At 46.2% G+C, this 24,982-nt stretch carries 25 protein-coding genes and 1 riboswitch; of the genes, 12 read left to right on the plus strand and 13 right to left on the minus strand.

Annotated elements, in window-relative coordinates; translation table 11 throughout:
- Positions 1-118: 118 nt before the first annotated feature.
- The 4 genes from VJ374_RS01175 to VJ374_RS01190 form a co-directional block, all read right to left on the minus strand.
- Positions 119-730: a nitroreductase family protein gene (locus VJ374_RS01175; RefSeq protein WP_329469799.1), complete on the minus strand. Its 612-nt coding sequence runs from the start codon at positions 728-730 to the stop codon at positions 119-121.
- A gap of 69 nt (positions 731-799) precedes the next feature.
- The gene (locus VJ374_RS01180; RefSeq protein ID WP_035411503.1) at positions 800-1,351 is read right to left on the minus strand and encodes a hypothetical protein; all 552 of its coding nucleotides are present in this window, start codon (positions 1,349-1,351) and stop codon (positions 800-802) included.
- A gap of 130 nt (positions 1,352-1,481) precedes the next feature.
- Entirely contained in the window at positions 1,482-3,173 is a 1,692-nt protein-coding gene (locus VJ374_RS01185; protein ID WP_290776338.1) for a DHA2 family efflux MFS transporter permease subunit, read from the minus strand.
- A gap of 12 nt (positions 3,174-3,185) precedes the next feature.
- The gene (locus tag VJ374_RS01190) at positions 3,186-3,842 is read right to left on the minus strand and encodes an HlyD family secretion protein (RefSeq protein WP_056064483.1); all 657 of its coding nucleotides are present in this window, start codon (positions 3,840-3,842) and stop codon (positions 3,186-3,188) included.
- Between the two features lie 192 nt (positions 3,843-4,034).
- Here VJ374_RS01190 and VJ374_RS01195 point away from each other — a divergent pair, with 192 nt between their 5' ends.
- Positions 4,035-4,640 carry a TetR/AcrR family transcriptional regulator gene (locus tag VJ374_RS01195; protein WP_290748409.1) on the plus strand — a complete coding sequence of 202 codons (606 nt, stop codon included), beginning with the start codon at positions 4,035-4,037 and terminating at the stop codon, positions 4,638-4,640.
- Positions 4,641-4,681: 41 nt separating this feature from the next.
- Here VJ374_RS01195 and VJ374_RS01200 read toward each other — a convergent pair whose 3' ends face one another.
- A complete protein-coding gene (locus VJ374_RS01200) occupies positions 4,682-5,773 on the minus strand; it encodes a diguanylate cyclase (protein ID WP_235514047.1) in 1,092 nt (363 codons plus the stop codon).
- Positions 5,774-5,910: 137 nt separating this feature from the next.
- Positions 5,911-6,366 (minus strand): MarR family winged helix-turn-helix transcriptional regulator, encoded by a 456-nt coding sequence (locus tag VJ374_RS01205; protein WP_290748404.1) that lies wholly within the window; start codon positions 6,364-6,366, stop codon positions 5,911-5,913.
- A gap of 165 nt (positions 6,367-6,531) precedes the next feature.
- A riboswitch (Lysine riboswitch) is annotated at positions 6,532-6,720 on the plus strand.
- Between the two features lie 131 nt (positions 6,721-6,851).
- Between VJ374_RS01205 and VJ374_RS01210 the strand changes: the two genes are divergently transcribed.
- From VJ374_RS01210 to VJ374_RS01235, 6 genes are all read left to right on the plus strand, one after another.
- A complete protein-coding gene (locus tag VJ374_RS01210; protein WP_056064471.1) occupies positions 6,852-8,333 on the plus strand; it encodes an amino acid permease in 1,482 nt (493 codons plus the stop codon).
- A 151-nt stretch (positions 8,334-8,484) separates the two neighbouring features.
- The gene (locus VJ374_RS01215; RefSeq protein WP_308102241.1) at positions 8,485-10,245 is read left to right on the plus strand and encodes a solute:sodium symporter family transporter; all 1,761 of its coding nucleotides are present in this window, start codon (positions 8,485-8,487) and stop codon (positions 10,243-10,245) included.
- Positions 10,246-10,305: 60 nt separating this feature from the next.
- Positions 10,306-10,488, plus strand: coding sequence for a hypothetical protein (locus VJ374_RS01220; protein ID WP_035411695.1), 183 nt, complete (start codon positions 10,306-10,308; stop codon positions 10,486-10,488).
- A 69-nt stretch (positions 10,489-10,557) separates the two neighbouring features.
- Positions 10,558-11,505, plus strand: a complete 948-nt coding sequence (msrA, locus tag VJ374_RS01225; protein ID WP_056064465.1) for a peptide-methionine (S)-S-oxide reductase MsrA — start codon at positions 10,558-10,560, stop codon at positions 11,503-11,505.
- A gap of 68 nt (positions 11,506-11,573) precedes the next feature.
- Positions 11,574-12,869 carry a DUF2252 domain-containing protein gene (locus VJ374_RS01230; protein WP_290748398.1) on the plus strand — a complete coding sequence of 432 codons (1,296 nt, stop codon included), beginning with the start codon at positions 11,574-11,576 and terminating at the stop codon, positions 12,867-12,869.
- Positions 12,870-13,094: 225 nt separating this feature from the next.
- Positions 13,095-14,531 carry a branched-chain amino acid transporter BcaP gene (locus VJ374_RS01235; RefSeq protein WP_035411480.1) on the plus strand — a complete coding sequence of 479 codons (1,437 nt, stop codon included), beginning with the start codon at positions 13,095-13,097 and terminating at the stop codon, positions 14,529-14,531.
- Between the two features lie 47 nt (positions 14,532-14,578).
- On the opposite strand, the gene VJ374_RS01240 is transcribed toward VJ374_RS01235, so the two are convergent.
- Complete coding sequence (locus VJ374_RS01240; RefSeq protein ID WP_035411477.1) at positions 14,579-16,240, minus strand: glycerol-3-phosphate dehydrogenase/oxidase; 1,662 nt, start codon at positions 16,238-16,240, stop codon at positions 14,579-14,581.
- 33 nt (positions 16,241-16,273) lie between these two features.
- Positions 16,274-17,242 carry a Gfo/Idh/MocA family oxidoreductase gene (locus VJ374_RS01245; protein ID WP_035411475.1) on the minus strand — a complete coding sequence of 323 codons (969 nt, stop codon included), beginning with the start codon at positions 17,240-17,242 and terminating at the stop codon, positions 16,274-16,276.
- Between the two features lie 57 nt (positions 17,243-17,299).
- Here VJ374_RS01245 and VJ374_RS01250 point away from each other — a divergent pair, with 57 nt between their 5' ends.
- The 3 genes from VJ374_RS01250 (at position 17,300) to VJ374_RS01260 (ending at position 19,063) form a co-directional block, all read left to right on the plus strand.
- Entirely contained in the window at positions 17,300-17,566 is a 267-nt protein-coding gene (locus tag VJ374_RS01250) for a DUF5327 family protein (RefSeq protein WP_035411472.1), read from the plus strand.
- A 60-nt stretch (positions 17,567-17,626) separates the two neighbouring features.
- Positions 17,627-18,277 carry an SDR family NAD(P)-dependent oxidoreductase gene (locus tag VJ374_RS01255; protein ID WP_035411468.1) on the plus strand — a complete coding sequence of 217 codons (651 nt, stop codon included), beginning with the start codon at positions 17,627-17,629 and terminating at the stop codon, positions 18,275-18,277.
- A gap of 75 nt (positions 18,278-18,352) precedes the next feature.
- The gene (locus VJ374_RS01260; protein WP_214856257.1) at positions 18,353-19,063 is read left to right on the plus strand and encodes a thermonuclease family protein; all 711 of its coding nucleotides are present in this window, start codon (positions 18,353-18,355) and stop codon (positions 19,061-19,063) included.
- 41 nt (positions 19,064-19,104) lie between these two features.
- Here VJ374_RS01260 and VJ374_RS01265 read toward each other — a convergent pair whose 3' ends face one another.
- The 4 genes from VJ374_RS01265 to VJ374_RS01280 all read right to left on the minus strand — a co-directional run bounded on the left by VJ374_RS01265 (position 19,105) and on the right by VJ374_RS01280 (position 23,537).
- The gene (locus VJ374_RS01265) at positions 19,105-20,079 is read right to left on the minus strand and encodes a cation diffusion facilitator family transporter (RefSeq protein ID WP_329469811.1); all 975 of its coding nucleotides are present in this window, start codon (positions 20,077-20,079) and stop codon (positions 19,105-19,107) included.
- A gap of 32 nt (positions 20,080-20,111) precedes the next feature.
- Positions 20,112-20,897, minus strand: coding sequence for a glucose 1-dehydrogenase (locus tag VJ374_RS01270; protein WP_308102239.1), 786 nt, complete (start codon positions 20,895-20,897; stop codon positions 20,112-20,114).
- Positions 20,898-20,915: 18 nt separating this feature from the next.
- Entirely contained in the window at positions 20,916-21,767 is an 852-nt protein-coding gene (locus VJ374_RS01275; protein ID WP_197026242.1) for a GRP family sugar transporter, read from the minus strand.
- Between the two features lie 141 nt (positions 21,768-21,908).
- Entirely contained in the window at positions 21,909-23,537 is a 1,629-nt protein-coding gene (locus VJ374_RS01280) for an ABC1 kinase family protein (protein ID WP_035411453.1), read from the minus strand.
- Between the two features lie 165 nt (positions 23,538-23,702).
- Between VJ374_RS01280 and VJ374_RS01285 the strand changes: the two genes are divergently transcribed.
- Positions 23,703-24,308 carry a trimeric intracellular cation channel family protein gene (locus VJ374_RS01285; RefSeq protein ID WP_023466752.1) on the plus strand — a complete coding sequence of 202 codons (606 nt, stop codon included), beginning with the start codon at positions 23,703-23,705 and terminating at the stop codon, positions 24,306-24,308.
- A gap of 2 nt (positions 24,309-24,310) precedes the next feature.
- Positions 24,311-24,679: a DUF423 domain-containing protein gene (locus VJ374_RS01290; protein WP_023466753.1), complete on the plus strand. Its 369-nt coding sequence runs from the start codon at positions 24,311-24,313 to the stop codon at positions 24,677-24,679.
- A gap of 96 nt (positions 24,680-24,775) precedes the next feature.
- Here the strand turns inward: VJ374_RS01290 and VJ374_RS01295 are convergent, their stop codons facing one another.
- On the minus strand, positions 24,776-24,925 hold the full coding sequence (locus tag VJ374_RS01295) for a hypothetical protein (protein ID WP_023466754.1): 150 nt from the start codon (positions 24,923-24,925) through the stop codon (positions 24,776-24,778).
- Between the last annotated feature and the right edge of the window lie 57 nt (positions 24,926-24,982).

The raw sequence follows: 24,982 nt of genomic DNA on the forward strand, positions 1-24,982 counted from the left end.
CACAAAAAAACGTTCCGATTGCGTCTCCATTTGGGGAGAGAGACGTCATCGGAACGTTTTTATTTTGAATTGGGGCTTGATTGGCGCGAGCAGGGGTAGCTCGCAGAATGCGCACCTCTTAAAAGTGCGTCAACTTGTCCTTCAGGGACGTTCTCGGTTTGACAGGTGGAACGAGGGCTGGCCAGCCGATTTGAATGACGCCGAGAACCCGTTCATTTTCTGAAGCGTGAACGATTGAAGCATATTCTGGTGTAAACCAATGTTTTCCGCTCTTCCAGCAGCAACCAAGGCCGCGCTCTGTCGCCACCAACTGTAGATTTTGAATCATGGCAGCTGTTGCGAGTGTATCCTCTAGCTGTTGATCCGGTGTCCCTTGTACCTGACAAAGTACTGTTAAGTAAACCGGGACTTCCCGTAATTTTCGTTCAGCCTGTTGACGTTGTTCAGATGTTTTCGTCTCGAATTGACCACGCGCTGTCAGTAACTCCATCAAAGCATCGACGTACCGAGTTTGTCCCTCTTCGATTGCGAGAACAAAACGCCAAGGTTCTCGTAATTTATGATTCGGGGCATACATCGCCGTTTCGAGTAATGCCTCTACTAATTCGACTGGAACTGGTTGTTCCGTATAAGACCGGATGGACCGGCGTGTTTCAATCACTTGTTGGACATGCATCCGTTTCATCTCCTCACTGAGTACTTTTTCACTATAGATGATAACGATTATCATTGTCAATGTTATTTGTCAGAAAACAAAAAGACGATTCCTAAGAAGAAATCATCTTTCGTTGAATTTGTATTAAGAGGCTTTTCGTTCCTCTTCTTGAGCAACAGTCGTTAGTTTCTTTTTCATGAGACGAATCCGGTACAACGCAAATAAATAATGGGCGAAATAAATCGTGAATCCCAGGAAAAGCGTTAATGCTACATGAATCTGAACGCCAGGAACAGCATGAAGCTGAATGAAGAGCAAGACAGCCATTGCCATCGTATAGAGCACCATTTCCACCGATTGTGGCATGACGCGTTGACGTTTTAGGAAAAAGGAACGCATGAGTGGTAGGACGACGAGACTGACGAGACGATCGACCAGACCGATGACGAGCACACTGATCACCATCGCTAAACCATTTTCAAAAGTGATTAATCGTGGAAAAACAAGATATGTGACGAGTAATAGTGGTCCAACTAACAAAAAGATTGAAATCGAGGCACGTGCAAAGACGAAGAGCCCGTTGACACTTGTTAAAAAGGCGCGAAAAATCTTTTGCGACCAAGGCGATGGTCGACCGACTTGCCAAGCAAAACAACAAGCAAAGATAAACGCATAAAATTGCAGAAAGGCAACCATAAAGCATCTCCTTTAGATATGAAACTCATTGTCCCTAGTGTATCGATTTTAAGAGAGAAGTGCAAAGAAGAACTTTTCACGAAGTATAGCAAAAGACCAGCTGATATGACATCAACTGGTCCTTCATGAATCAATCCAGATTTGGTTCTTTTTTTCCGTGCAAGAAGAAGGACAGAATCAATGCGAGCGCAGATAAAACGGTCGCAATCCAGAACGCGTCAGTGATCCCTTGGATCGTTGCTTGTTTTGTCAGCATCGTAAACCAACTCGTTGAAGCAGCTTGTGAGCTACCCAGCTGTTGTCCAAGATCGTTTAAATGTTGCGAAAGCGTCGGGTCGAGCGTCGTGAACTGATTCGCATCGTCTGCCAAGTGAGCCGTCGTTTGACGGGTCATGACGGTGACGAGAATTGCCGTTCCGATGGAGCCGGCGACTTGACGAAGTGTGTTTTGGGTTGCGTTTCCGTGCGGGATCATCTTCATCGGTAAAGCGTTCATACCGGCAGTCATGATCGGCATCATGATGAATGCCATACCGAATGACCGAAGCATGTAGATGCCCATGATGGAATAATACGACGTATCCATGTTTAATTGCGTCAATTCCCATGTCCCGTACGTCATCAACGTCAAACCGAAGATAGCGAGCGGTCGAATACCGAAGCGGTCAAATAAACGACCGGCAATCGGTCCGGTGATTCCCATGATTAGTGATCCGGGCAAAAGGAGAAGACCTGAATCGACCGGTGAAAAACCGCGAATGCTTTGAAGGTAAATCGGTAAAAGCAACATCCCACCGAACAACGCCATCGTGACGATGACATTGATGAAGAGGGTAAATGAAAATTCTGGAACCTTCAAGACGCGAATGTTTAACATCGGATCTTCCATCGACAGCTCACGCATTGCAAAAGCAGCAATTCCAATTAAGCCGATGACGATCGTGCTGATGACGATCGGGCTATCCCAGCCGTCATTCCCGGCTTCACTGAATCCATAAAGGAGACTGCCGAACCCAATCGTACTGAATAATACACCAAGTGCATCAAAAGAAGGTTTCGAGAGTGGCTGTGTCAGGCGGAACCAGGCCGTACCGAGTAGCAATGTCACTAATCCAAAGAACGACATCGCATAAAACATGACGTGCCAATCATAGTTTTGGATGACATATCCCGTGATCGTTGGTCCGACTGCTGGAGCGAGAATCATCGCGATTCCGAGCATTCCCATGGCAGCGCCACGCTTATGCGGTGGGAACAATGTCATGAAGACATTTGATCCGAGTGGCATCAAGATACCAGCACCTGCCGCCTGAACGACACGCCCGATCATCATGACCGGGAAGTTCATCGCCATCGAACAGATGATTGATCCAAAGAAAAAGAGTGTCATCGACGCGAGGAACAACTGGCGGAACGTATAACTGCGCATTAAAAAAGCACTGATCGGAATCAAGATCCCGTTGACGAGCATGAAACCTGTCGTCAACCACTGGGCAGTGGACGTCGACACGTTGAAGTCATTGATTAGAACCGGTAACGCGACATTAATCAACGTTTGGTTCAAAATAGCAATGAACATACCAATCAGTAAGACCGTCAGTACTTTCGGAATACTGACGTTTTCAGTCGATACTTGTTTTGAAGGTGCTGCGACTGGTGGTGTCACGGTCATCGTCGGTTCCGTCTCGAGGGACTCCTCAAGTGTCGGTCCGTCAGTGGCCAGTGCGATGTCGGATTGACGATTCCGGCGGGCGATCCAGTTGACGCCGATGATGATCAGAATCGTGAACGCACTATATCCGAACAAGAAGGTAGTAGACATGAACGTCCCTCCTTAATCCTTATGAATGCGGACGGTCACATTCATACCAGGTCGAATGTCGAGTGATTTTTCTTGCGAGAGTGATACTTTAACTGGAATGACTTGTGCGACTTTCGTGTAGTTCGCATTTCCGTTTGAAGAAGGCATCATCGAGAACGTCGAAGCTGTCGTCATTCCGATCTGTTCCACTTCACCAGAAAGTGTCGTGTCAGGATAGCTGTCGACATACACGTCAACGGTTTGTCCGACTTTGATTTCATCGATTTCTGTTTCTTCGATGTTCGCTGTGACCCAAAGGTCGTTTAAGTCAAAACCATAGGCAAGTGGTGTACCGGCTGCGACGAAGCCGTTCTTTGTCGCCATCGACTGAACGATCGTTGCCTTCGCAGGCATCGAAACAGAAAGATCTGTTGGTTTTTGTCCAGCTTGCGCAGTCATGATGTGACCAAGTGTTGCACCGCTGTCGAGCGATTCGCCTGTTTTAGCAGACCAGTCCGTTAATTTACCAGCGCTTGGGCTAGCAATCGTTATCATTTTGCCATCGATTTTCGCATTGTCTGTTTTGACATAGCTTGTTGCTTGATCGTAATAGTAGTATCCGACGACCCCACCACCGATCAAAACGATGAGTGTAACGATATTAATGATTAATAATTTTTTCATACTCATGGGTGTGTTAGCATCCTTTCTTGTGTACAATCGATTCAAAAAAAGTACTCCTCTGGGGGGAGGAGTAATTAATATAGTTAATTATATGGATAGTTAGATAACAAACAACCAACAATTTCCGACAAAATGTTGGAAAAATAAATGATAACGGATTCATTTTTAAAAAGATGATGGAAAAGGAGTGAAATGCACATGAAAGAGAGCCGTGATCCACGACCAAAACGGTCACGTGACCGTATTACGATGGAATTGTTTCGTTTACTGAAGACAAATAGCTTTTCGAGCATCACCGTCAAGATGCTGACGGATGGGGCGGGTGTGAACCGCTCGACCTTTTATGCGCACTACACAGATAAATATGATTTGCTTGACCAAATCGTTGAGGAACAGATGATGGCGCTCGAACAAGCGATTCGGATTACAGGTACAGGCACTGTATTTCCGACAGTCGAACAGGTCAGTCGTTATTTTGCTCGTTTGTTCATTCACATTGAAGAAAACGAATTGTTTTACCAGACGATGCTCGTTCAAGGTCCTATCAAAACGTTCATCTCACGTTTTCTTGATACGTTGAAAGAAAATTATCGCCTCGTCTTTCGATCTCAAGTCGCAGAAGATGCGACTTTCGTCGATCGGGATTTGTTACTGAACTATGTCATTGGTGGACAGTTAGGATTATTGATTTCCTGGTTGCGAAACGGTCGACCATATTCATCCGCATATATGGCGGAGCAATTGAGCCGGATGATCGTCTTTGGAACGGTTGAAAGCATCGGTTTTCCGAAAGAAACGGAATAAGGTCATAGAAAAAGACAATCCCGCTAGGAAGTGTCTCGTATTCAAGCTTGTCGGAAGGCAAGTTCCTTCGTATAAATCGTACTTCGGTTTCGTCCGCTTTCTTTTGAGTAATACAACGCTTTATCTGCTTGTTGTAATGCTTCAAGAGACGTATGGGAACCACTAGAATGTGCAATCCCAAGCGAAATCGTGATTTGCAGATCAGGTACGTCTGCCGTCGGGAACAGGTTGCGTGCGACTGTCATCCGAGCCAACTCTGCGATTTTTTGAGCTTCTTTAGCTGTAGTGCTTGGTAAAATGATCAAAAACTCTTCACCACCGTACCGTCCGACGAGGTCATCCGGTCGTGTTAAGGAAGCGAGTGTCATGCCGAGTTGACGTAGGACATCATCCCCGGCGTCATGACCATATGTATCATTGACGTGCTTGAAGAAGTCGATATCAATCAAGACAAGTGAATACCCTTGATCCGTTGAACCGACAAGTGACAGTGAATCATCGAGACGGCGCCGATTGGCAAGTCCAGTCAAAGCATCCGTCATCGCTAGTTTTTGTTGATACTGAATGTTTTCGAAGTGACGGCGTAATTCCGTCAGCAGTCGAAAAGCAACAAAGCCAGCCAATAGATTAAAGAAGATATAAGCGATTGAAATTTTAAAGAATGTCGACCAGCTGTTTGTCAGGATATAGATGGCAGGTAACGAATAGAGAACACCAATTGACACCAATAATTGAAAATGGCGTGTCGAGACATGAACGAATCGACGTACGATTCCGATCGTCGTAATGATTAAGACGATAATCAGTGTGGACAGATAAAAACCCTCCATTTGATCGACGGGTGTCAAAAAGTAACGTGTCCCGATGATCATTATACCGGCGACGATGGCGCTCGGGAAACCACCGAATAGCATAGCGATCGCGACTGGGATGATTCGTAAATCCACACGGGCGACATCGATCTGAATGCCATTGAACATCAACAAAACTGCAATCAGACCACAGACAGTTCCCAATATGAGGCGTGTACTCCAGCTGGAATTCAGCGAAATACGTGGTCGATTCCGAAATGGTAAGAATAAGAGAGTAATCGTCGTGAACAGTAGACAAAAGTTAATGATGAATTGATTCATGATGGACAACAAATCCTCCCAACTCCCCCAGCTAACAGATTTCCATATATATACTCCAGTATACTCATCTAGGTAACGGTTAGACAGAGGTAAATGTTTAGATAAAACATAAAAAACGGTAGAAAATCTACCGTTTTTTATGAAGACGAAGTGAGCGTATCCTCATCCATCGTCAGTAAAATCTTATCGAAGACGCGAATCATCGTTTCCAGTTCTTCTTCTGTTAAAGTTCCGAAGCGATCTTGTAAATAGTTTCTTCGGACGACCTCGAGTTCCCGAAAAGCACGCTCTCCGTCATCCGTCAAAGCGAGGACAATCGAGCGACGATCTTCCGTCGAACGCGTCCGTGTGACATATCCTTGTTTATAGAGCTTATCCGTTAAAGCAGTGACTTGACTCGTCGCCAGCTCAAATTGTTCCGCAAGAAGTGTCGGACGCTGAGGACCGTTTTCTGAAAGACTTCGTAAGATGAAAAATTCGCTTCGGGTCGCTGTTCCTTCAAATAGTCGATTAAGTTCACGTCGCAGGGTACGAAGAATGACACGCATTTGTTCCTCGAGTCGGTAAGTCAGCAAATCACGTTCCTGTGGCATGCAAGCAGCATCCTTTCTCTCAGTGGACTTCTATCATTTAGTGTACTAAACATATCGGATTTTTACCATCTACTACCCCAGATTCAAAAAAGGCAATTGACAATTTCGTGGCGGTTTGTGTAATATGGCGTAGTAATAACTAATTTAATTCAGTTCTCACTCAACCAGTGGGATGGAGGTTGCAGTTCTTAAGAGTACGGTTACGGATGTCGTCAAGCGACAAATGAAGTGACCTGAAAGGAAGAATTGCCGAAATCAATCATCGCTTTGAAGATGATCGATTGGGATTAGATCGAATAGGTCTAATACTGTCACAAGTCGGGTATCACTTACTTGTGGAGAGCTATCTTTCACGACGGTAGAATGAGGCGCATTCATTTTATTATGTTGCGTTCTCATCTTCCATCTGGAAGATGAGGGCGCTTTTTGTTTTTTCATTCAAAAAGTGTCCTCTCAAAAAATCTAAACAGAGAGAAGCGAACGAAATGAACAAACTAGATGTGAAACAAACAACAGATTCGACAGCCGAAGGATTAAAACGTGGATTACAAGCCCGTCATATGTCGATGATCGCCATCGGTGGGGCAATCGGAACAGGACTTTTCATCGCGTCCGGTGCTTCCGTTGCAGCAGCAGGACCAGGTGGTGCACTCCTATCGTATGCAATCGTTGGTCTGATGGTCTACTTCCTAATGACGAGTCTTGGCGAAATGGCGGCGTATATGCCTGTCGCCGGATCCTTCTCGACATACGGGACAAAATTCGTCGATCCATCATTCGGCTTTGCACTCGGTTGGAACTACTGGTACAACTGGGCGGTCACGATCGCAGTTGAGCTCGTTGCAGCACAAATCGTTATGACGTATTGGTTCCCGGACGTTCCTGGATTTTACTTCAGTGCCTTATTCCTTTTACTCATGATCGGCTTGAACTACTTCTCCGTTAAAGGTTTTGGGGAAGCGGAATATTGGTTCGCCATGATTAAAGTCGTCACTGTCATCGTCTTCTTAGTCGTCGGTGTTGCGATGATTTTCGGTGTCTTTACATCGGAGCCACCGGTTGGCTTTAAAAACTTTGCTCTCGGGGATGCGCCGTTCGTCGGTGGTATTCCTGCCGTCATCGGGATCATCCTCGTTGCTGGATTCAGTTTCCAAGGAACGGAACTAGTCGGAATTGCCGCAGGTGAATCGGAAAATCCGAAAAAAAACGTTCCAAAAGCAGTCAAACAAGTCTTCTGGCGCATTTTACTCTTCTACATCCTTGCGATTTTCGTCATCGGTATGCTTATTCCGTATACGAGCCCGAACTTGGTTTCCAATGACATCACGGACGTTGCCGTTAGTCCGTTTACGCTCGTCTTTGAAAAAGCAGGTCTTGCGTTCTCGGCAGCACTCATGAACGCCGTCATCTTGACATCTGTTCTATCTGCTGGTAACTCAGGTATGTATGCTTCCACACGGATGCTGTATACACTTGCTCGTCAAGGAGATGCACCAAAGTTCTTTGCAAAAGTGTCGAAAAATGGGGTACCGCGTAACGCCTTGCTTGCAACAGGAGCAATCGGTGCGCTCTGTTTCTTAACATCGATGTTCGGTGGACAAGTCTATCTGTGGTTACTCAATGCTTCAGGTATGACAGGATTCATCGCATGGCTCGGAATTGCGATCAGTCACTATCGTTTCCGTAAAGGATTCCTTGCACAAGGTCATTCGTTGAAAGATTTACCTTACGTGGCACCAGCGTTCCCGTTCGGTCCGCTGTTTGCATTCGGTCTTTGTTTCCTTGTCATCGTTGGTCAAAACTATGCAGCATTCCTTGCTGATCGAATTGATTGGGTCGGGATTGCCGCGACGTATGTCGGAATTCCGTTGTTCCTTGCCTTCTGGTTAGGACACAAATTCAAAAACCGGACGTCGATTGTTCGTTACGAAGAGATGGACTTCCCAGAACATCCACGTCAATCGTAATCAACTAGCCGCCTTCTATTTATAGAAGGTGGTTTTTTGTTCCTAAAAAAGAAAACGTTTTCTAAAATATAGTTTTGAAAAAGTATAAAAAAGGAATCAATGAATACATATTTGAGAATAGGAATTTTGAAAAAGAGAGGGAGGGAGATACATGACTACATCTGAATTATTTTTTACATTAGGTTCTGCAGCATTTTTCATGTTGCTCGTTGCCTACATATCGTACCGGTTGACGCGCGGGAAAACACAAGGTGTTGATGAGTACTTCTTAGCAGGTCGAGGGCTAAGTGGCGTGTTCATTGCCGGCTCGTTACTGCTGACCAATTTATCAGCAGAGCAGTTGATTGGGCTCAATGGGCAATCCTTTATGGGGAACATGTCAAGTATGGCATGGGAAGTCACAGCGGGCTTTGCTGCGATCATCATGGCCATCTATCTACTTCCGAAGTTTCTTGGACTTGGTATCTCGACGTTACCGGAATACTTAAGTCACCGTTATGATGAGACGGTTCGTCGGATGACAGTTTTACTCTTTTTACTCGGATATATGTGTGTCACGATCCCTTCAATGCTGTACTCAGGTGGGATTGCTGTCTTGCAGTTGTTCGATGTCCCTGAGTTGTTCGGCCTCAGCTATACGCAGTCCCTCTGGTTAGTCGTTTGGGTCGTCGGGATCATCGGAGCGATTTATGCGATTTTTGGAGGACTACGTGCGGTGGCTGTCTCCGATACGTTGAATGGGATCGGACTCGTCTTCGTTGGATTCTTAGTTCCAGTACTTGGCTTTATTGCGCTTGGTGACGGGAATCTCCTTCAAGGGATGAAGACGATTGCAACTGTGCAACCGGAGAAGCTGAACGCAATCGGAAGCTCAACCGATGCCGTTCCGTTCTTCTCGATATTTACGGGAATCTTATTCGCAAATTTATTCTATTGGTCACTAAATCAATATGTCATTCAGCGTGTGCTCGGCGCAAAGGATTTAAAAGAAGGTCAAAAAGGAGTCTTAATGACAGGATTTTTGAAGTTGTTAGTTCCAGTCTTCATGCTGATTCCTGGAATCATTGCTTATCACTTGTATGGAAATACACTGACGAGCGGTGATTTATCATATCCTCGACTGATTACAGAATTGCTGCCAGTCTCGATGATGGGATTTTTCTTAGCTGTCTTACTCGGAGCCGTCTTCAGTTCGTTTAACTCGCTTTTAAACAGTATTGCAACACTTTTCGTACTGGATGTCTATCAGCCAGTGTTTGCGAAAGAGGCAAGTGATGAACATCTGATTCGCGTTAGTAAATGGTTTGGAACGATCGTTGCCTTGATTTCTTTCATCATTGCGCCGTTCTTAATGTATGCACCGGACGGCTTATGGAGTTTAATCCGACAATTCACAGGATTTTTCAACATTCCGATTCTTGTTATCGTATTAATGGGGATTTTCATGAAACGAATCCCGGCGATTGCAGCGAAAATCGTCATCATCTTTCACGTGTTCGCATATTACTTATTCGTCTTCGGTTTCAAACAACTGTTCGGTTGGGATCATGGCATTAGCTATATTCATGGGTACGGTATTCTACTCGTGATTGAAGTATTGTTCATGGTATTCATGGGGTATCGTTACCCAGCAGTCCAGTCAAAAAAGGTCAATCGACTACACTCTGTCGAGCTCATTCCATGGAAATTCGCGATTCCAGTCTCAATCCTATTATGTACATCTATCGTTTGGACGTACGTTTTGTTCTCAAAGATCGGACTAGCTTCGACAGTAGGCATCGTATCAACTTGGTTTTGGCCGGTTACGTTGGGGCTTGCTATTGCAACGATCATATTATGGCGTGTGTCGCTAAATGCTTGGGAAGCGAAGTACCGGACCTATCTCGAAGAAGAGTACCGTCAAGCTGAATAATCCTCTCGCAGAAGGTATGACATATCGGGTAAGATGAAAGAAAAACAGGAGGCGATCTTCGTGAATTACTGGTACCACTTTAAGCGTGCCTTCTTACCGATCGCATTATTGCTTGTGACGCTTGCCTTGTACCAAATGATTTATCGTTTGAATAACATCTGGTACTCGCTTGGAGGACTTCTTCTTGTCTTCGCGGCAATTTACTTCGTCATGCGTCGCCTAAAAACGAATCCAGAGGATTGAATGAGCAGGAAAGTCGAGTCCATTCTCTGAACGCGGTAAAATAGAGACATACAGAGGAGGGGAAGATAGATGGCAAAAGCAATATTTGCAGGTGGTTGTTTCTGGTGCATGGTCAAGCCATTCCATAAATATGATGGGGTAGAGCAGGTCATTTCAGGATATACCGGTGGTCATACAGAGAACCCGACTTATAAAGAGGTCTGTTCGGAAACGACAGGTCACTTGGAGGCGGTTGAAGTCACGTACGATCCGTCCGTCATTACGTATGAAGAATTACTCGATATCTTCTGGCGTCAAATCGACCCGACAGATGGCGGTGGTCAATTCAATGACCGTGGTGAATCATATCAGCCGGCCATTTTTTATGTCGATGAAGCGCAGCGTGAAGCAGCTGAACGTTCGAAAGCAGAGCTTGACGCATCAGGACGTTTCTCGCGTCCGGTCGCAGTAGAGATTCGTCCGGAAAAGCCGTTTTGGCCAGCAGAAGAATATCACCAAGATTATTATAAAAAGAATCCGTTCCGTTATCAGATGTATAGCGTCGGCTCAGGTCGCGCGAAATTCGTTAAGGAAGCGTGGAAGGATCATGGTAAGGAAAAAGAACTAAAAGAGCGCCTGACACCGATTCAGTATAAAGTCACACAAGAGAACGGGACAGAACCCGCTTTTCGTAACGAGTACTGGGATGAAGAACGTCCAGGTCTTTATGTCGATATCGTCGATGGTACACCACTCTTCACATCAAAAGATAAATTCCAGTCAAACTGCGGTTGGCCGAGCTTCGCTAAACCGATCTCAGAAGACAAGATGGAAGTCGAACTCGACACGAGTCATGGGATGACGCGGACGGAAGTACGCTCTGCGAATGCAGATAGTCATCTTGGTCACATTTTCGATGATGGTCCGACAGAGCTTGGTGGTCTACGCTATTGTATCAACTCAGCAGCGTTACGATTTATTCCGGTAGAAGAGCTTGATTCGGCAGGATACGGGGAATATAAAAAACATTTCGAGTAACATGTAGGGAGCAGTCAAACGATTTCGTTTTGACTGCTCTTTTTTTCAAATGGAAAGGAGAGGATCAGATGTTTCAGTCCGTGTATGAAGAGATTCGACAGATGACGATTGCAAAGGTACTTGATTTCTATGATCATGAAATCCGTCAGCTCGATGAGAAAGCACGTCAAGAAAAGTACGACAAGATGAGTTTGAGTCCATTTCGTTTTTTTCGGGGGAGTTCGCATCTTTTTTATTACGATGTGACCCGGATTCCGCTTGGTTTTGACACACCTCGTGATAAGCCAACTTGGATCCAAGGTGATCTTCACTTTGAGAACTTCGGTGTCCATGGCAATGCAAAAGGAGAAATCATCTACGACGTCAACGACTTTGATGAAGGATACTTAGGATCGTATTTATACGATTTGATTCGCATGGCAGTCTCTGTGCGATTATTCGCTGAAGAGGCAGGATATGATTCAGTCCCTGCAATTCGTAATTATGTTCTTGAATACTTACATGATTTAAAAAAGTATGCACTTGGAAAAGATCCAAGTGATGTTTGTTTTACAAGAGATAATACAAAAGGGCCAATCAAGAAATTAATCAAGAAAGCAGAAAAAAAACGTGAAGAATTAATGGGGGAGCGAACGGAACTGGTAGATGGCGTGAGACGATTTTGTACACTCCCGGATATGGAAGTAGTAGATGATGCGACACGAGCAGCAATTGAGTCTGCCTGGCCTTCCTACATCGAGACAATCGACACCGAGGATCGCCGTGAGGAATCGTTCTATACGATCAAGGATATCGTTCGTAAGCTAGACAGCGGAACAGCATCCATTGGTCTCGAGCGCTATTACATCTTGATTGAGGGCGAAGGGGGAGAAGAAGATTTGATTCTTGAGATGAAACAAGCGCAAACGTCTGTCCCTTCGTTATTCCTGCCCGTTTATCGTCCAGAAGCAGAAACCGTTCATCAAGGGAGACGGGTCATCACGTCGCAAAAGGCGATGCAGGCACATGAAGATCCATATCTTGGTTATCTGACGATTGAAAAAAAGGAATATTATGTACGCGAGCGCTCACCGTACAAGAAAAAACTAAAGGCGAAGCATATAAAAAGTCAGGAAGACCTTGAGAACGTGTTATGTATTCAAGGTCAAATTACCGCGAAAATCCATGCGCGGGCAGATCAAGATGCGGGAATTCAAGAAAAAATATTAACCCATCATGCGGATGTTGAAATCATTCGAGCTATCGGTGTTTCCGATACCGCTTTTTTGGAGCAGATCGAGCGTTGGTCAGAAGCTTATGTCATGCGAACAAAGCTGGATTACCAAGTGTTTTTAGAATGGATGAAGACGCGGAAAACGACTTAAAACGTGGACTGAAAAAGGAGAAAAATATCGGTATGTAACAGATGTTACATGCCGATATTTTTGAAGTGATTTTTATTCTTTAATAGATGAAAGCGTCACGCAAAAAACAAATAGGTATAATGACCTATATCAATTTATCTGAAAACTTCGTAAATTTTTGATTAAGTTCTTACGAACGACTCGCTTCGTAAGACAAATCACAACGGATATAGGGGGAAGTACATCATGAGTTTGACGCGGAAAAAAGATGTTTCCGCTATGATTGCTGCAAGTAAACGCAACAGTGGACTTGCTCGAAATCTTGGCGCGATGGATTTAACGTTTTTAGGAATTGGCGCCATCATCGGTACCGGAATCTTCGTTTTGACGGGAACAGGAGCGTTGACTGCAGGACCAGGACTTATCGTATCATTCATTCTATCTGCCATCGCCTGTGGTCTAGCTGCTCTTGCTTACGCTGAATTTGCATCAACGATTCCGGTCAGTGGATCCGTCTATACGTATACGTATGCAACGATGGGAGAGATCTTCGCTTGGATCATCGGTTGGAACTTGATTCTCGAATATGGACTCGCCTCCAGTGCCGTAGCAGCCGGTTGGTCAGGTTACTTCCAGTCTTTACTCGCAGGATTTAATATCCATGTGCCAACAGCTCTCTCAGCAGCTCCAGGAGCAGTAGAAGGAGCCAAGACATACTTCAACCTTCCAGCCTTCCTGATCCTCTTTGCCATTACGGCATTGTTGTCGATGGGAATCAAGGAAACGAAACGTGTCAACAACATCATGGTCGTCATCAAATTAGCAGTCGTCGTGTTGTTCATCGTCGTCGGTGTTGGCTACGTTGAACCATCAAACTGGACACCATTCACTCCATTTGGTTGGGGAGGCGTCTTCTCGGGTGCTGCGATCGTCTTCTTCGCGTACATCGGTTTTGATGCTGTTACATCAGCAGCGGAAGAAGTCCGTGATCCACAAAAGAACTTACCACGTGGTATCATCGGTTCACTTGCTGTCTGTACAATTCTTTACGTCATCGTCGCAGCCATCATGACAGGGATCGTCCCTTACAAACAATTCGCTGGTATCGATCACCCGGTCTCACTTGCGATTCAAATGGCAGGTCAAAACTGGGTCGCTGGTTTCATCGATCTCGGTGCGATTCTCGGGATCACAACGGTTATTCTCGTCATGACATACGGAATGGTGCGTCTCGCGTTTGCGATCTCGCGTGACGGGATGTTCCCTAAAGTATTCTCCGAAGTGCATCCGAAATACCAAACACCATTCAAGGCGACTTGGATGATCGGACTTGGTAGTTCACTCGTCGCTGGATTCGTTCCACTCGATGTCATCGCGAACCTCGTCAACATGGGTACACTCGCAGCATTCGTCTTAATCTCTGTCGCTGTCTTGATTCTTCGTAAAACACAGCCGGATCTCCCACGTGCATTCAAATGTCCGGGTATGCCATATGTGCCAATCGCAGCGATCGCTGCATGTCTCTTCTTGATGTTCAACTTGAAACTCGAGACATGGATTGCTTTCGGAATCTGGCTTGCAATCGGTTTAGTGCTTTACTTTACGTTTGCGCGTAAGCGTTCAAATCTACACCCAGGAAACATGCCGGCAGCGGAACTTGCTGCTTCAAAAGAAGAAGAGTAAACACATCAAAAGACCCAGTCGCCTTCAGGCGATCGGGTCTTCTTGTGTTAGGAAAGTGGAACAGGACCTTTGACGCGAACCGCATCAAATTCACGACGAATGCTTTCATTGGCTTTCGCTTCATCTTCTGCCGACCAGCCGAGTTCGCTACGCATCAGGGCAAGAACACCGTCTGCGTATTGTTCAGCATGTGGGAAATCAAAGAAGACGGCTGAAGCACGACGGTTCAAGAAGTCACCGGGTTGCATGACGAGCTCTGCTTCTAGACCATACAGAAGGGCACCGAACCAGTGTAACGGTAATTGATAACGAGCGGCTTCGTCACCGCGTGTCCGAATCAATTCGAAGACACGTTCGACATTCGTACCGTAGCGCTGGATGAGCCATGTCGTCTCATTCGGTGACAACCCAAGTGCTTCGCCTTTTGGTTGTTGTTCCTTCATGTAACGCGCGAATCCTTTACTTCCTTGTGGATGACCACCACCAAGCAAGATATCGTGCGTACGGGAAGCAAGATAAATTCGATTTTCTTCTGTCTTGAATTGCTCCGCGACCATATCGATGATTCGTTCTGCCATCTTCCGGTACCCAGTCAACTTACCACCGGCGATTGACATCAGACCGGATTTCGAAACGAAGATTTCGTCTTTTCGGGACAGTTCACTTGGATCTTTTCCATCTTCATGAATGAGTGGACGTAGTCCAGACCACGTTGATTCGACATGCTCAGGTCGTAACTCGACGTTGAACATTTGATTCGTCGCCTCTAGGATGTAATCCTGATCCTCGACGGTGACACCAGGCTCAAGAATATCTCCTTTATAGTTCGTATCCGTTGTTCCGACATACGTTTTCCCTTCACGTGGAATCGCAAAGATCATCCGACCGTCTGGAACATCGAAGTAAACGGCTTGTTGCAACGGGAAATGTACTTGATCGATGACGAGATGAATCCCTTTTGTCAGGTGTAATGACTTTCCAGACTTCGAACCGTCTTTTTCGCGCAGTTCATCGACCCAAGGACCCGTCGCATTAATGATCTTCTTCGCCCGAATCGTATACGTTTTACCACTTAAGACGTCGCGGACTTCGACACCAACGACTTTTCCATTGTGGTAGACAAGCGATTCCGCTTTCGTATAATTGACGGCACGTCCGCCGTAACCGATGGCTGCTTTTAAGACTTCGACCGTCAGTCGAGCGTCATCCGTTTTATATTCGACATACCGACCACCACCGACTAAGTGTTCCGAGCGTAGCAGTGGTTCGTAACGTAATGTTTCTTCTTTGCTAAGCATCGTCCGACGTTCATGGCGTTTGACACCAGCGAGTTGGTCATAGACACGTAAGCCGATCGAGGTCGAGAAGCTACCGAATGTACCACCTTCGACAAGTGGAAGCATCATCCACTCCGGTGTCGTCACATGCGGTGCGTTCTCATACACGATGGCACGTTCTTTCCCGACTTCGGCGACGAGTTTAATCTCGAACTGCTTCAGATAACGCAATCCACCATGGACAAGTTTCGTCGATCGGCTCGATGTCCCTTCGGCGAAGTCCTGCATTTCAATCAAGCCTGTTCGCATGCCGCGACTTTGTGCGTCAAGCAGAATACCAGCTCCCGTGATACCGCCCCCGATGACGAGGACGTCTAGAAGTTCTTGTCCCATCTCTTCTAACCATGCTGTCCGTTCCGTACTTGAAAACATCTTGTCTTCCCCCTGTTCGTCTGAAATGAATAGTTAGTCTACTTCTATCCATGTACCCACTTTTGCACTCTTTTGAGCACGATCAATGATTTTCATGACGAGTTCAGCCTGTTTCGCAGAGACAGGTGGTGTGGTTCGCTTACGGATGGCTGGAGCGAGATCCGTATAATAATCCCCAAAATGACCGGAAACAAAAGGGAAGTCTTGCAGAGGTCCATTTGCTTCAGCCAATTGATAGGTCGTCCGTTTTGTATCGACTTCATCAACGAAGTAACTCGCCTGTGTTCCGTGCACCATCAGGGAGGGACCAACAGCTGGAACGATGGAACCGATATGCAAAATAGCGCGTCGCGTGCCAAAGGCTAAAATTAGATGTGTATAGTCATCAACGATCCCATCTTGTCGTTGAATCGTTTGATCACAAAAGACACGGTCTGGAATTTCATCGAAGGCGACGAGTGCTTGATCGATCAAGTGTGAACCAAGGTCGTACAATAGTCCGGCACCAGGAACGTCCTGTTCGCGCCAACGCTCCTGCACATCGGGACGGTAACGGTCATAATGCGCTTCGAACGTCTGGAGCGTACCGAGTCGTCCAGATTTCAATAAGGTCATCAGCGTCCGAAAGTCCTTCGTGTACCGCCGATTATGATAAACTGTCAGTAACCGACCGTATGTCCGTGCTAGTTCTGTCAACGTTTCGGCTTCTTCGAGCGTGACGGTGAACGGTTTCTCGACAAGTACATCACAGCCCGAGAGCAAGGCGAGACGCGCGAGTGGATAATGCAGATCATTTGCCGTCGCGATGACGACTAAATCGATTTGTTCCGCTTCAAGTAATGCTTCAAGTGTCGGATAGACAGGGAGCGTCGCGTCGTACGCAGCGACCGCTTCCGGGCGACTCGACTGAACAGCGACCAACTGATAATCAGGTGCGTGTAAATAAGGCGCATGCAAATGTTCACCGGCAAGACCAAAACCAACTAATGCGGTACGAATCATAGAAAACACATCCTTTTCAAGTTCATACCCTCAATCTACCATAAGGAGGAATACAAGATGATTACCGAGCAACACATCATCGAAAAGATGCGCCAAGCGATGCAACGTATTGACCAAACAACAGGAGCTGCGCAGAAAGAACAGATTGCAGCGATGAAGGTTTACTGTGAACTACTGCTCGAATCCGATTCGACGTCGAGTTCGACAATATCGCTTCCTACGTCAACGCCTCAGGCAACCCCAGCGGTCGATCCGATGTTAGCGCGTTTCATGGGTGTTTCGCAGGAAAAAGAAGAAAAAGGCACTTCATTGCTCGATTTTTGAATGAAATGACGCAATTCAGGGAATAACCATCACAGTTAAAATGAGAAAGGGAGATACGTCATGAAAACAGTCATCGTCATTGGAGCAGGACCAGGAAACGGATATGAAATCAGTAAACGATTCGGGCAAGAAGGGTTTCAAGTCGTTTGTGCGGCGCGGACACAAGAAACGCTTGCAGCCGTCATCACGGAACTAAAAGAAGAAGGTGTAGAGGCGGTGGGGGTAGAATGTGATGCTTCTCGAAAAGCCGATATCGCATCACTCATCGAATGGACAGAGGAGCAGTATGGACAAATCGATGTCTTAGTCTATAATGCTTCGATTTTACATCAAGCATCTGTCCTTGAAGTCTCGGCAGAACAGATTACGAAAGAGTTCGAGATCGATGTTCTCGGTGCACTGCATGCCGCACAACTCGTTGCTCCTTCGATGCAGGAACGAAAAGACGGCGCCATCCTGATTACAGGAGGTGGCGCTGCGATGCAAGCAATCAAATCGTTACCAGGGCTTTCGATTGGCAAGGCAGGCGTTCGTCAAGTGACGCACATGCTCCATGATACGTTGAAGGAAGACGGTGTCTACGTCGGAACCGTCACGATTGCCGGAGAAGTGAAGCGTGGAACGGCACTTGATCCGAAAAACGTAGCGGAAGCGTTCTATACACTCTATACAAACCGTAACGAAGTAGAGACAGTTCTATCAGCAGACTAACTTATGAACAAGGTGACGTATGCGGGTTCGGACATTGACCGAATCCGTATTTTCATGGAAAGGAGAGAAATAGAAATGAGACGATCTGTATTCATAAGTCTACTTTTTTTATTCGTCCTCATCGGTTGTGCACCAGAAGAAACCGATCTGCTTGGCATCAAGCAACCAGACGATGAAAAGATTACGAAAGCGACAGTGCAACGCGTCATCGATGGGGATACATTAAAAGTGAGGCTAGCAGACGGCAAAACGGAGGATGTTCGTTTGTTGCTCGTCGATACACCGGAAACTGTTAAACCGGATACGCCGGTTCAACCTTATGGAACGGAAGCTTCAGCGTTTACAAAAGAGACATTACCGAGCGGGACAGCTATTCGGTTAGAGCGTGATCATTCCCGGGCTGACCGATACGGACGACTGCTCGCATATGTCTGGTACGGCGATAAAATGTTGAATCAAGAGTTACTCCGAAAAGGTCTTGCGCGTGTGGCGTTCGTCTATGAACCAGACACACGTTATGTCGATGTGTTTGAACAGATCGAACAGGAAGCCAAGCAGGCAAAGAAGAAAATCTGGAAGCACGATGGCTACGTCACGAATCGCGGATTCAATGTTCAAGCGATTACAGAAACGAAATCCTGCGATATCAAAGGTAATATCAATCGGTCAGGTAAAAAAATTTACCATGTCCCGGGTGGTCAGTCTTACAATGAAGTGAAGCCGGAGCAACGGTTCTGTACGGAGAAAGAAGCACAAGAAGCCGGATTCGTCCGAGCAACACGCTGATAAACGCAAAAAAAGCCATCGCTAGCGATGGCTTTTATCTATCATACAGGTGGTGGCGGTGGTTGATACTGCTGTACGTTATCATCTTCATCAAAGGAGATCGTGACATCGGTGATTCCTTTAAGGATGCGAATTTGCAATTCGAGTCGATCTTTAATGTCGTCCGCTTGCGCAATTGTCAAGTTGGGATCAACTTCAATCTCCGTTTCGACATGGAAGTGATCTCCTTCCTTGATGACTTCAAGTTTTTCGATGTCCCGAACCGCTTCATCACGTAACAAGATTTCACCGATTTTGGCTGTCAGTACTTCATCAACCTCACCGAGCGCACCGGCAGCATTTTGAATAAAGACGTTGTAGACGACATAAAACATCATGAGTCCAATCAAGATGGATGCAATGCCTTCTGCTTGATAAAACGATGTATAATGCGAAATCAGGACAGCGATAATGGCGATGACGCCACCAAGAGTTGCGACAAGATCTTCCATGAAGACAAGACGTGTCGCCGGTTTGGCTTGTCCAAGATGGGCGAAGCTTTGACCAACAAGTGTCAGTCCGCTCGATTTGAGTCCCGTCTCATGCGCGATTTCTTTCATCGCTTTATAGAACACCCCGACTTCCAGTACAACACCAATGCTAAGTGCCGTCAGGATGATCCACAAACCACTTGTCTTTTCTCCAGGACCGTGCGTGATATGCAAGATGCCTTCCCGAATCGTCTCGTAAGCAAGGAGAGCGACGACAATGATTGCAGCAAGTAAGACGAGATTAACGAGCCGACCAAAACCGTTCGGAAACCGTTTCGTTGGTGCTTTTTTACTGAGAGCAGAACCGATGTAGACGAAGAACTGGTTCGCTGCGTCACCGATCGTATGCATCATTTCAGCGAACATCGCTACATTCCCAGTTAAGATATAGGCGACGAACTTGATCGCGGCAATGATCGTATTGACGATGGCGGCAGCAAGGGCTGACTTATTTCCGCGACGGATCAATGAGAAAAAAGTGGTCATGAGCGGTCCTCTCCTTGTCTACTCAAAATAGGTTAACCGCGTCCTGCTTGGAAAGAAGGATAAAGTGTCATGCCGCCGTCCGCAAAGAGCGTGATCCCTGTAACATAACTTGCTTCATCCGACGCAAGCCATGCAGCAACGGCAGAAATCTCTTCTGGTTTCCCGATGTTGCCCATTGGAATCATACTCTCGACTTCTTTGCGTTGTTCTGGATCTTCGAATTTTTCAGCGTTGATCGGCGTATTGATCGCACCAGGTCCAATTGCATTAACCCGGATTCCTTTCGGTGCATACTCCATCGCAAGGGTTTGTGTCATCAATTTGACGCCACCTTTACTCGCGGCGTAGTGGACGAATGTCGGCCATGGAATGATTTCATGCACACTCGACAGATTGATGATACTACCTTTGACATCATGTTCGACGAAGTACTTCAGTGCTTCTCGTGCCCCGAGGAAAGCTCCTGTCAAGTTGACATCAATGACTTTTTGCCAGTCTTCGAGCGACATCTCATGGGAGGCTGACGGCATCTCGATTCCCGCGTTATTGACGAAAACGTCTAATTGACCAAAGCGATCGACAGTCTCTTTCACAAGGTTGATCATGTCGTCTTCCTTCGAGACATCTCCTTGGATCGTAATAGCTTCGCCACCCTTATCTTGAATCGATTCGGCAATTTTTTTTGCTTCTTCCGGGTGACTGCGATAGTTAATGACGACACGCATGCCTTCTTCTGCATAACGGCGAATGATTGCTTCACCGATTCCCATCGATCCACCTGTTACGATGGCAACTTTTCCTTTTAAACTTTCATACATGATGCTTCACTCCTTCATTTATTGTTTCGTAAATCCAATCATGATTCCACCAGCAACGACTAAAATACAACCGATGATGACGAAGGTCATCTCTTTCTTCGTTTTCGTTTCTTTCAGTAAGAGGACGCCACCGATGGTTGAGATGACGACACCTGTTTGAGAAAGGGAGAAGCTTGTTGCGACCCCGACTTTTGCCGTAGCAAACAGTAAAGCGACGTTCCCGACAGCCCACATGAGTCCGCCGATGGTATTGCCAGCTGTTTTCTTTGTGAAGAGGTCTCCTTCTCGTAAAGAAAGAAGAATTGCGCTAACGACCATCCCGATCGCTTGCGGTAATACGGCTTCCCAGCCATTAATATCGAACCAGCGGGCGATGACGACATATCCGACATATCCGACAGTCGAGATGAGGAGGAGCGTCAATCCTTTGCCGATATTCTCATCTTCTTTACTCTTATCTTCCTTATAAGACGTGAAAGCTGCTCCGGCAATGATCAATACAAGCGCACTGATTCCGAGAATCAAGGCAGTTGTCGTTGACCACTCGCCAAAAGCAAGAACACCGAACAACGATGTTCCGACGAGTTGCATCCCTGTTGAAATTGGCATCGTTTTTGAGACACCCATTTGACGAAATGCGGCAAATTGATTTTTTTGACCAAGTGCCCAAAAGGCACCAGAAAAGAATCCGGCAACCCAAGCGGTCGTCGACATCTCTGGGCTGACAAAAAAGAAGGTGACGATCGCGAAAAGTAACGCACCCAGAGTCGTACCGATGATTTGTTGCGCCGTTGAACCTCCGATTTTCGAAACGACAAGCGGCAACGATCCCCACATCAATGCGGGAACGATGGCAATTAGAATATCAATCAAGTGTTTCACCTCTCCTTACTATTATCTCTCTACTTGAAGCTGTACCCCGCAAGGCGATAGGAAAAACCTTATGGTGCGAAGATGAATTATTCTGAAATAAAAAACGTCCACCGAGGTGGACGTCTGCTCATGTGTTATTTAACGGAATGGTTCATCGGCGATCCGGACGATTTGTCGTCCGATCCGGCGACCGTTCCATAAAGCGATGACAGCGATCGTCAAGGAAATGCCCATGACGTCGTACTGCGTAAAATAATAGCCGAGATAACTAAAAGGCAGGCTGATGATCCCGACGAGCGAACTCGTCCACTGTCGGATTTTGAGTGACTCGATGTTCGCAACACGAGAGAACTTTTGTTGCTCCATGATCCGCCAACGTGTCGGTTCGCTTAAGGCATCGTTAACAAGACGCGGGAAGGCGAGCAATCGCGCGCCGTAAGAACCAGCAATCTGTAGGTAACGGTTTTGATTTTTCCCTTCGTCATCGAGCCAGCGTCGAACCATTGGTTTAGCGAGTTCCAGCAGGTTGATTTGCGGTGAAAGAATCTGAAGGATTCCAAGAATCGTTGATGCGGCACGTCCAAAGAAAGCAAACTCAGCAGGAAGCTGGATCGGTTCATTTCGGACGAGCAATTCGATATCGGATAAGACCTTCTCGATCAGTTTTGTATCCACGTTTTCCATATCACTTTCGAGATAGAACGTGACTGCTTTTTCAATTGCTTGTCGGATATTTTGCTTATTCGCATTTGGCAATAAGAATCGTAGATCTTCTAAACCATCGACGATTGCATCGTAATCCAATGTGACGAAGGACTGAAGAATCCGCTGGATCGCTCGCATATCATCGGGCGTCGTCGCTCCGATCATCCCAAAATCAAGCAAGACGATTTTGCCATCGGACTGGACGAGGACATTGCCTGGGTGCGGATCGGCGTGGAATTTCCCGCCGAACAATAATTGTTCTCCAGCGTTCAAAAATAAATTACGTGCTAGTTCTTCACGGTCAATCTGATGTTCGGCTAGATAATCCAGATCCGTGATGCGTGTTCCTTCAATCCATTCCATGACAAGCACCCGATTTGTACAATGTTCTTCATAATAGCTCGGGATATAAATGACAGGGTTTGTTTCATACATCTTTTTAAAGTAGAGACCGTTTTTTAATTCGGTACGGTAATTCAATTCATCACCGATTACGAAGACCATTTGGCGATATAAGCTTTGCAAATCAGTCGATTTGTTTAACGACGTCCGGCGCAACATGGCAATGACGATACGCATGGCACGGAAATCGGTTTTGATGATTTGTTCGATATTTGGTCGCTGGACTTTGATCGCGACTTTTTTACCGTTTGATTTTAAGGTTCCGCTGTACACCTCACCAATCGAGGCAGAAGCGACAGGACGGGAACTGATATCCGAGATGATTTCTTCGATCGGCATACCCCAATCCTCTTCGATGATCTTTCGTGACTCTCCAAGTTTACTTGAAGGAACTTTATCGACCAGTTCGGTCAGTTCCATCAAGACGGACGGAGGAAACAGGTCGGCTCGAATTGATAAGAACTGACCGAGCTTGATCAATAATCCTTCTAACCGTAATGCTTTTTTCTTATAGTCACGCGCAATTCGGATCATGATGCGCTCAAACTCTTCGTTGTTCGTACCTGGCCGGTTTTTCCGGGTGAATCGATAGATCGTAAAGATGTAACGTGCGAACATCGTCACGATGACGACGATGCGATAAAGCGCCCAACGTTTCATACGGTCACCTAGCTTCCTGTACAGTTTGTTTCAGTATAGGTTACTTTACCTAAAAACGTCACTCGCAAACGGTCGAAACGGTGACAGAAAATTAATGCTTTACGGAAACTAAAAAGAGAGTATAGTAAGTATTGGAATTTCTTTGTAGAAAGGTGAAATGTGCGCATGTCCTGGGACTTATTGAATATCATCGGCACGGTCGCTTTTGCGATGAGTGGTGCGATCGTCGCGATGGAAGAAAAATATGATTTATTCGGCGTTTGGTTACTTGCTTTGATCACAGCATTTGGTGGCGGTGCCATTCGTAATCTATTGATTGGTGTACCAGTATCTGCTCTCTGGTCGCAAGGTGGTCTCTTTTTAGTCGCGATTCTCGTTGCGTTGTTGATTTTCATGTTACCCCAGTTATTCTTGCCGCACTGGACACGTTGGGGTGTCCTCGCGGATGCGCTCGGATTGTCTGCGTTTGCGATTCAAGGTGCCCTGATGGCGACAGCAAAAGGACTGCCGTTGTCAGCAACAATTTCAGCGGCTGTACTGACCGGTGTTGGTGGCGGAGTGATTCGCGATTTACTCGCTGGTCGGAAACCACTCGTCTTGCATAAAGAGATCTATGCGATGTGGGCTGTCATGGCAGCACTCGTGATTGATCGCTTCCAATTGACGAATCCTCTACATTTGTTCACATTGCTCGGACTCATCACCGTTTTACGTATGCTATCGTATTATTATGAATGGAATTTACCAGCACGACGGTTAGGGGGAGAATAACTATGAAAGTATTCATTATGATTGGCGCGATCTCGATGATGCTATCGGTCGCACTAGGTGCATTCGGTGCACACGCCTTAAAAGATATGTTGACGGAGCGGATGCTCGCGAACTGGCAGACAGGCGTACTTTACCAGATGGTACACTCGCTCGGCATCCTAGCACTCGGAGGACTCTTATTAAAGGCATCGATCCCACAATGGTCATTGGCTGCATGGCTGATGCTCGCCGGAATCGTCTTCTTCTCAGGTAGTCTGTACGTCATGGCATTGACGAATGTAACGAAACTGGGTGCCATCACACCGATCGGTGGCGTCTTGTTCATCGCGGCGTGGATCTTTGTCGCAATTGGTGCCTATAAAGGATTATGAGAACGGACCGTGTTTCTTCAGTCATGGAGAAAGACGGTCTTTTTCATATGAAAAACGCCTACTCATGATAGAGTAGGCGTAGGTATCAAAACGGATTCACCGCTTTGTGGTTTGTGTTTTGTTTAGCTTCGATAATGCTTGCTCATAGCGATCCAGTACACGATCTGCAACCGGTTTCAGCTCTTTTGAAAGCACAGCGAATTGCAATTCACGCGATCGTGTCGATCGGTTCATAGCATTCCCCATGGTAATTCCTCCTTACGTCATTCAACTTACTGTTTTATAGCCGCAAGGAGTATATTC

The organism is Exiguobacterium sp. 9-2 (genome assembly GCF_036287235.1).
GTDB lineage: Bacteria > Bacillota > Bacilli > Exiguobacteriales > Exiguobacteriaceae > Exiguobacterium_A.

What these genes read in the sequence shown, in the direction of transcription:
- VJ374_RS01250 (WP_035411472.1), top strand. Translation starts at nt 17,300, where the DNA reads ATGATTACCGAGCAACACATCATCGAAAAGATGCGCCAAGCGATGCAA.
- VJ374_RS01190 (WP_056064483.1), bottom strand. Translation starts at nt 3,842, where the DNA reads ATGAGTATGAAAAAATTATTAATCATTAATATCGTTACACTCATCGTT.
- VJ374_RS01290 (WP_023466753.1), top strand. Translation starts at nt 24,311, where the DNA reads ATGAAAGTATTCATTATGATTGGCGCGATCTCGATGATGCTATCGGTC.
- VJ374_RS01245 (WP_035411475.1), bottom strand. Translation starts at nt 17,242, where the DNA reads ATGATTCGTACCGCATTAGTTGGTTTTGGTCTTGCCGGTGAACATTTG.
- msrA (WP_056064465.1), top strand. Translation starts at nt 10,558, where the DNA reads ATGGCAAAAGCAATATTTGCAGGTGGTTGTTTCTGGTGCATGGTCAAG.
- VJ374_RS01235 (WP_035411480.1), top strand. Translation starts at nt 13,095, where the DNA reads ATGAGTTTGACGCGGAAAAAAGATGTTTCCGCTATGATTGCTGCAAGT.
- VJ374_RS01230 (WP_290748398.1), top strand. Translation starts at nt 11,574, where the DNA reads ATGTTTCAGTCCGTGTATGAAGAGATTCGACAGATGACGATTGCAAAG.
- VJ374_RS01255 (WP_035411468.1), top strand. Translation starts at nt 17,627, where the DNA reads ATGAAAACAGTCATCGTCATTGGAGCAGGACCAGGAAACGGATATGAA.
- VJ374_RS01185 (WP_290776338.1), bottom strand. Translation starts at nt 3,173, where the DNA reads ATGTCTACTACCTTCTTGTTCGGATATAGTGCGTTCACGATTCTGATC.
- VJ374_RS01270 (WP_308102239.1), bottom strand. Translation starts at nt 20,897, where the DNA reads ATGTATGAAAGTTTAAAAGGAAAAGTTGCCATCGTAACAGGTGGATCG.
- VJ374_RS01210 (WP_056064471.1), top strand. Translation starts at nt 6,852, where the DNA reads ATGAACAAACTAGATGTGAAACAAACAACAGATTCGACAGCCGAAGGA.
- VJ374_RS01240 (WP_035411477.1), bottom strand. Translation starts at nt 16,240, where the DNA reads ATGTTTTCAAGTACGGAACGGACAGCATGGTTAGAAGAGATGGGACAA.
- VJ374_RS01295 (WP_023466754.1), bottom strand. Translation starts at nt 24,925, where the DNA reads ATGGGGAATGCTATGAACCGATCGACACGATCGCGTGAATTGCAATTC.
- VJ374_RS01175 (WP_329469799.1), bottom strand. Translation starts at nt 730, where the DNA reads ATGATAATCGTTATCATCTATAGTGAAAAAGTACTCAGTGAGGAGATG.
- VJ374_RS01265 (WP_329469811.1), bottom strand. Translation starts at nt 20,079, where the DNA reads ATGACCACTTTTTTCTCATTGATCCGTCGCGGAAATAAGTCAGCCCTT.
- VJ374_RS01200 (WP_235514047.1), bottom strand. Translation starts at nt 5,773, where the DNA reads ATGAATCAATTCATCATTAACTTTTGTCTACTGTTCACGACGATTACT.
- VJ374_RS01215 (WP_308102241.1), top strand. Translation starts at nt 8,485, where the DNA reads ATGACTACATCTGAATTATTTTTTACATTAGGTTCTGCAGCATTTTTC.
- VJ374_RS01260 (WP_214856257.1), top strand. Translation starts at nt 18,353, where the DNA reads ATGAGACGATCTGTATTCATAAGTCTACTTTTTTTATTCGTCCTCATC.
- VJ374_RS01280 (WP_035411453.1), bottom strand. Translation starts at nt 23,537, where the DNA reads ATGAAACGTTGGGCGCTTTATCGCATCGTCGTCATCGTGACGATGTTC.
- VJ374_RS01285 (WP_023466752.1), top strand. Translation starts at nt 23,703, where the DNA reads ATGTCCTGGGACTTATTGAATATCATCGGCACGGTCGCTTTTGCGATG.
- VJ374_RS01205 (WP_290748404.1), bottom strand. Translation starts at nt 6,366, where the DNA reads ATGCCACAGGAACGTGATTTGCTGACTTACCGACTCGAGGAACAAATG.
- VJ374_RS01195 (WP_290748409.1), top strand. Translation starts at nt 4,035, where the DNA reads ATGAAAGAGAGCCGTGATCCACGACCAAAACGGTCACGTGACCGTATT.
- VJ374_RS01180 (WP_035411503.1), bottom strand. Translation starts at nt 1,351, where the DNA reads ATGGTTGCCTTTCTGCAATTTTATGCGTTTATCTTTGCTTGTTGTTTT.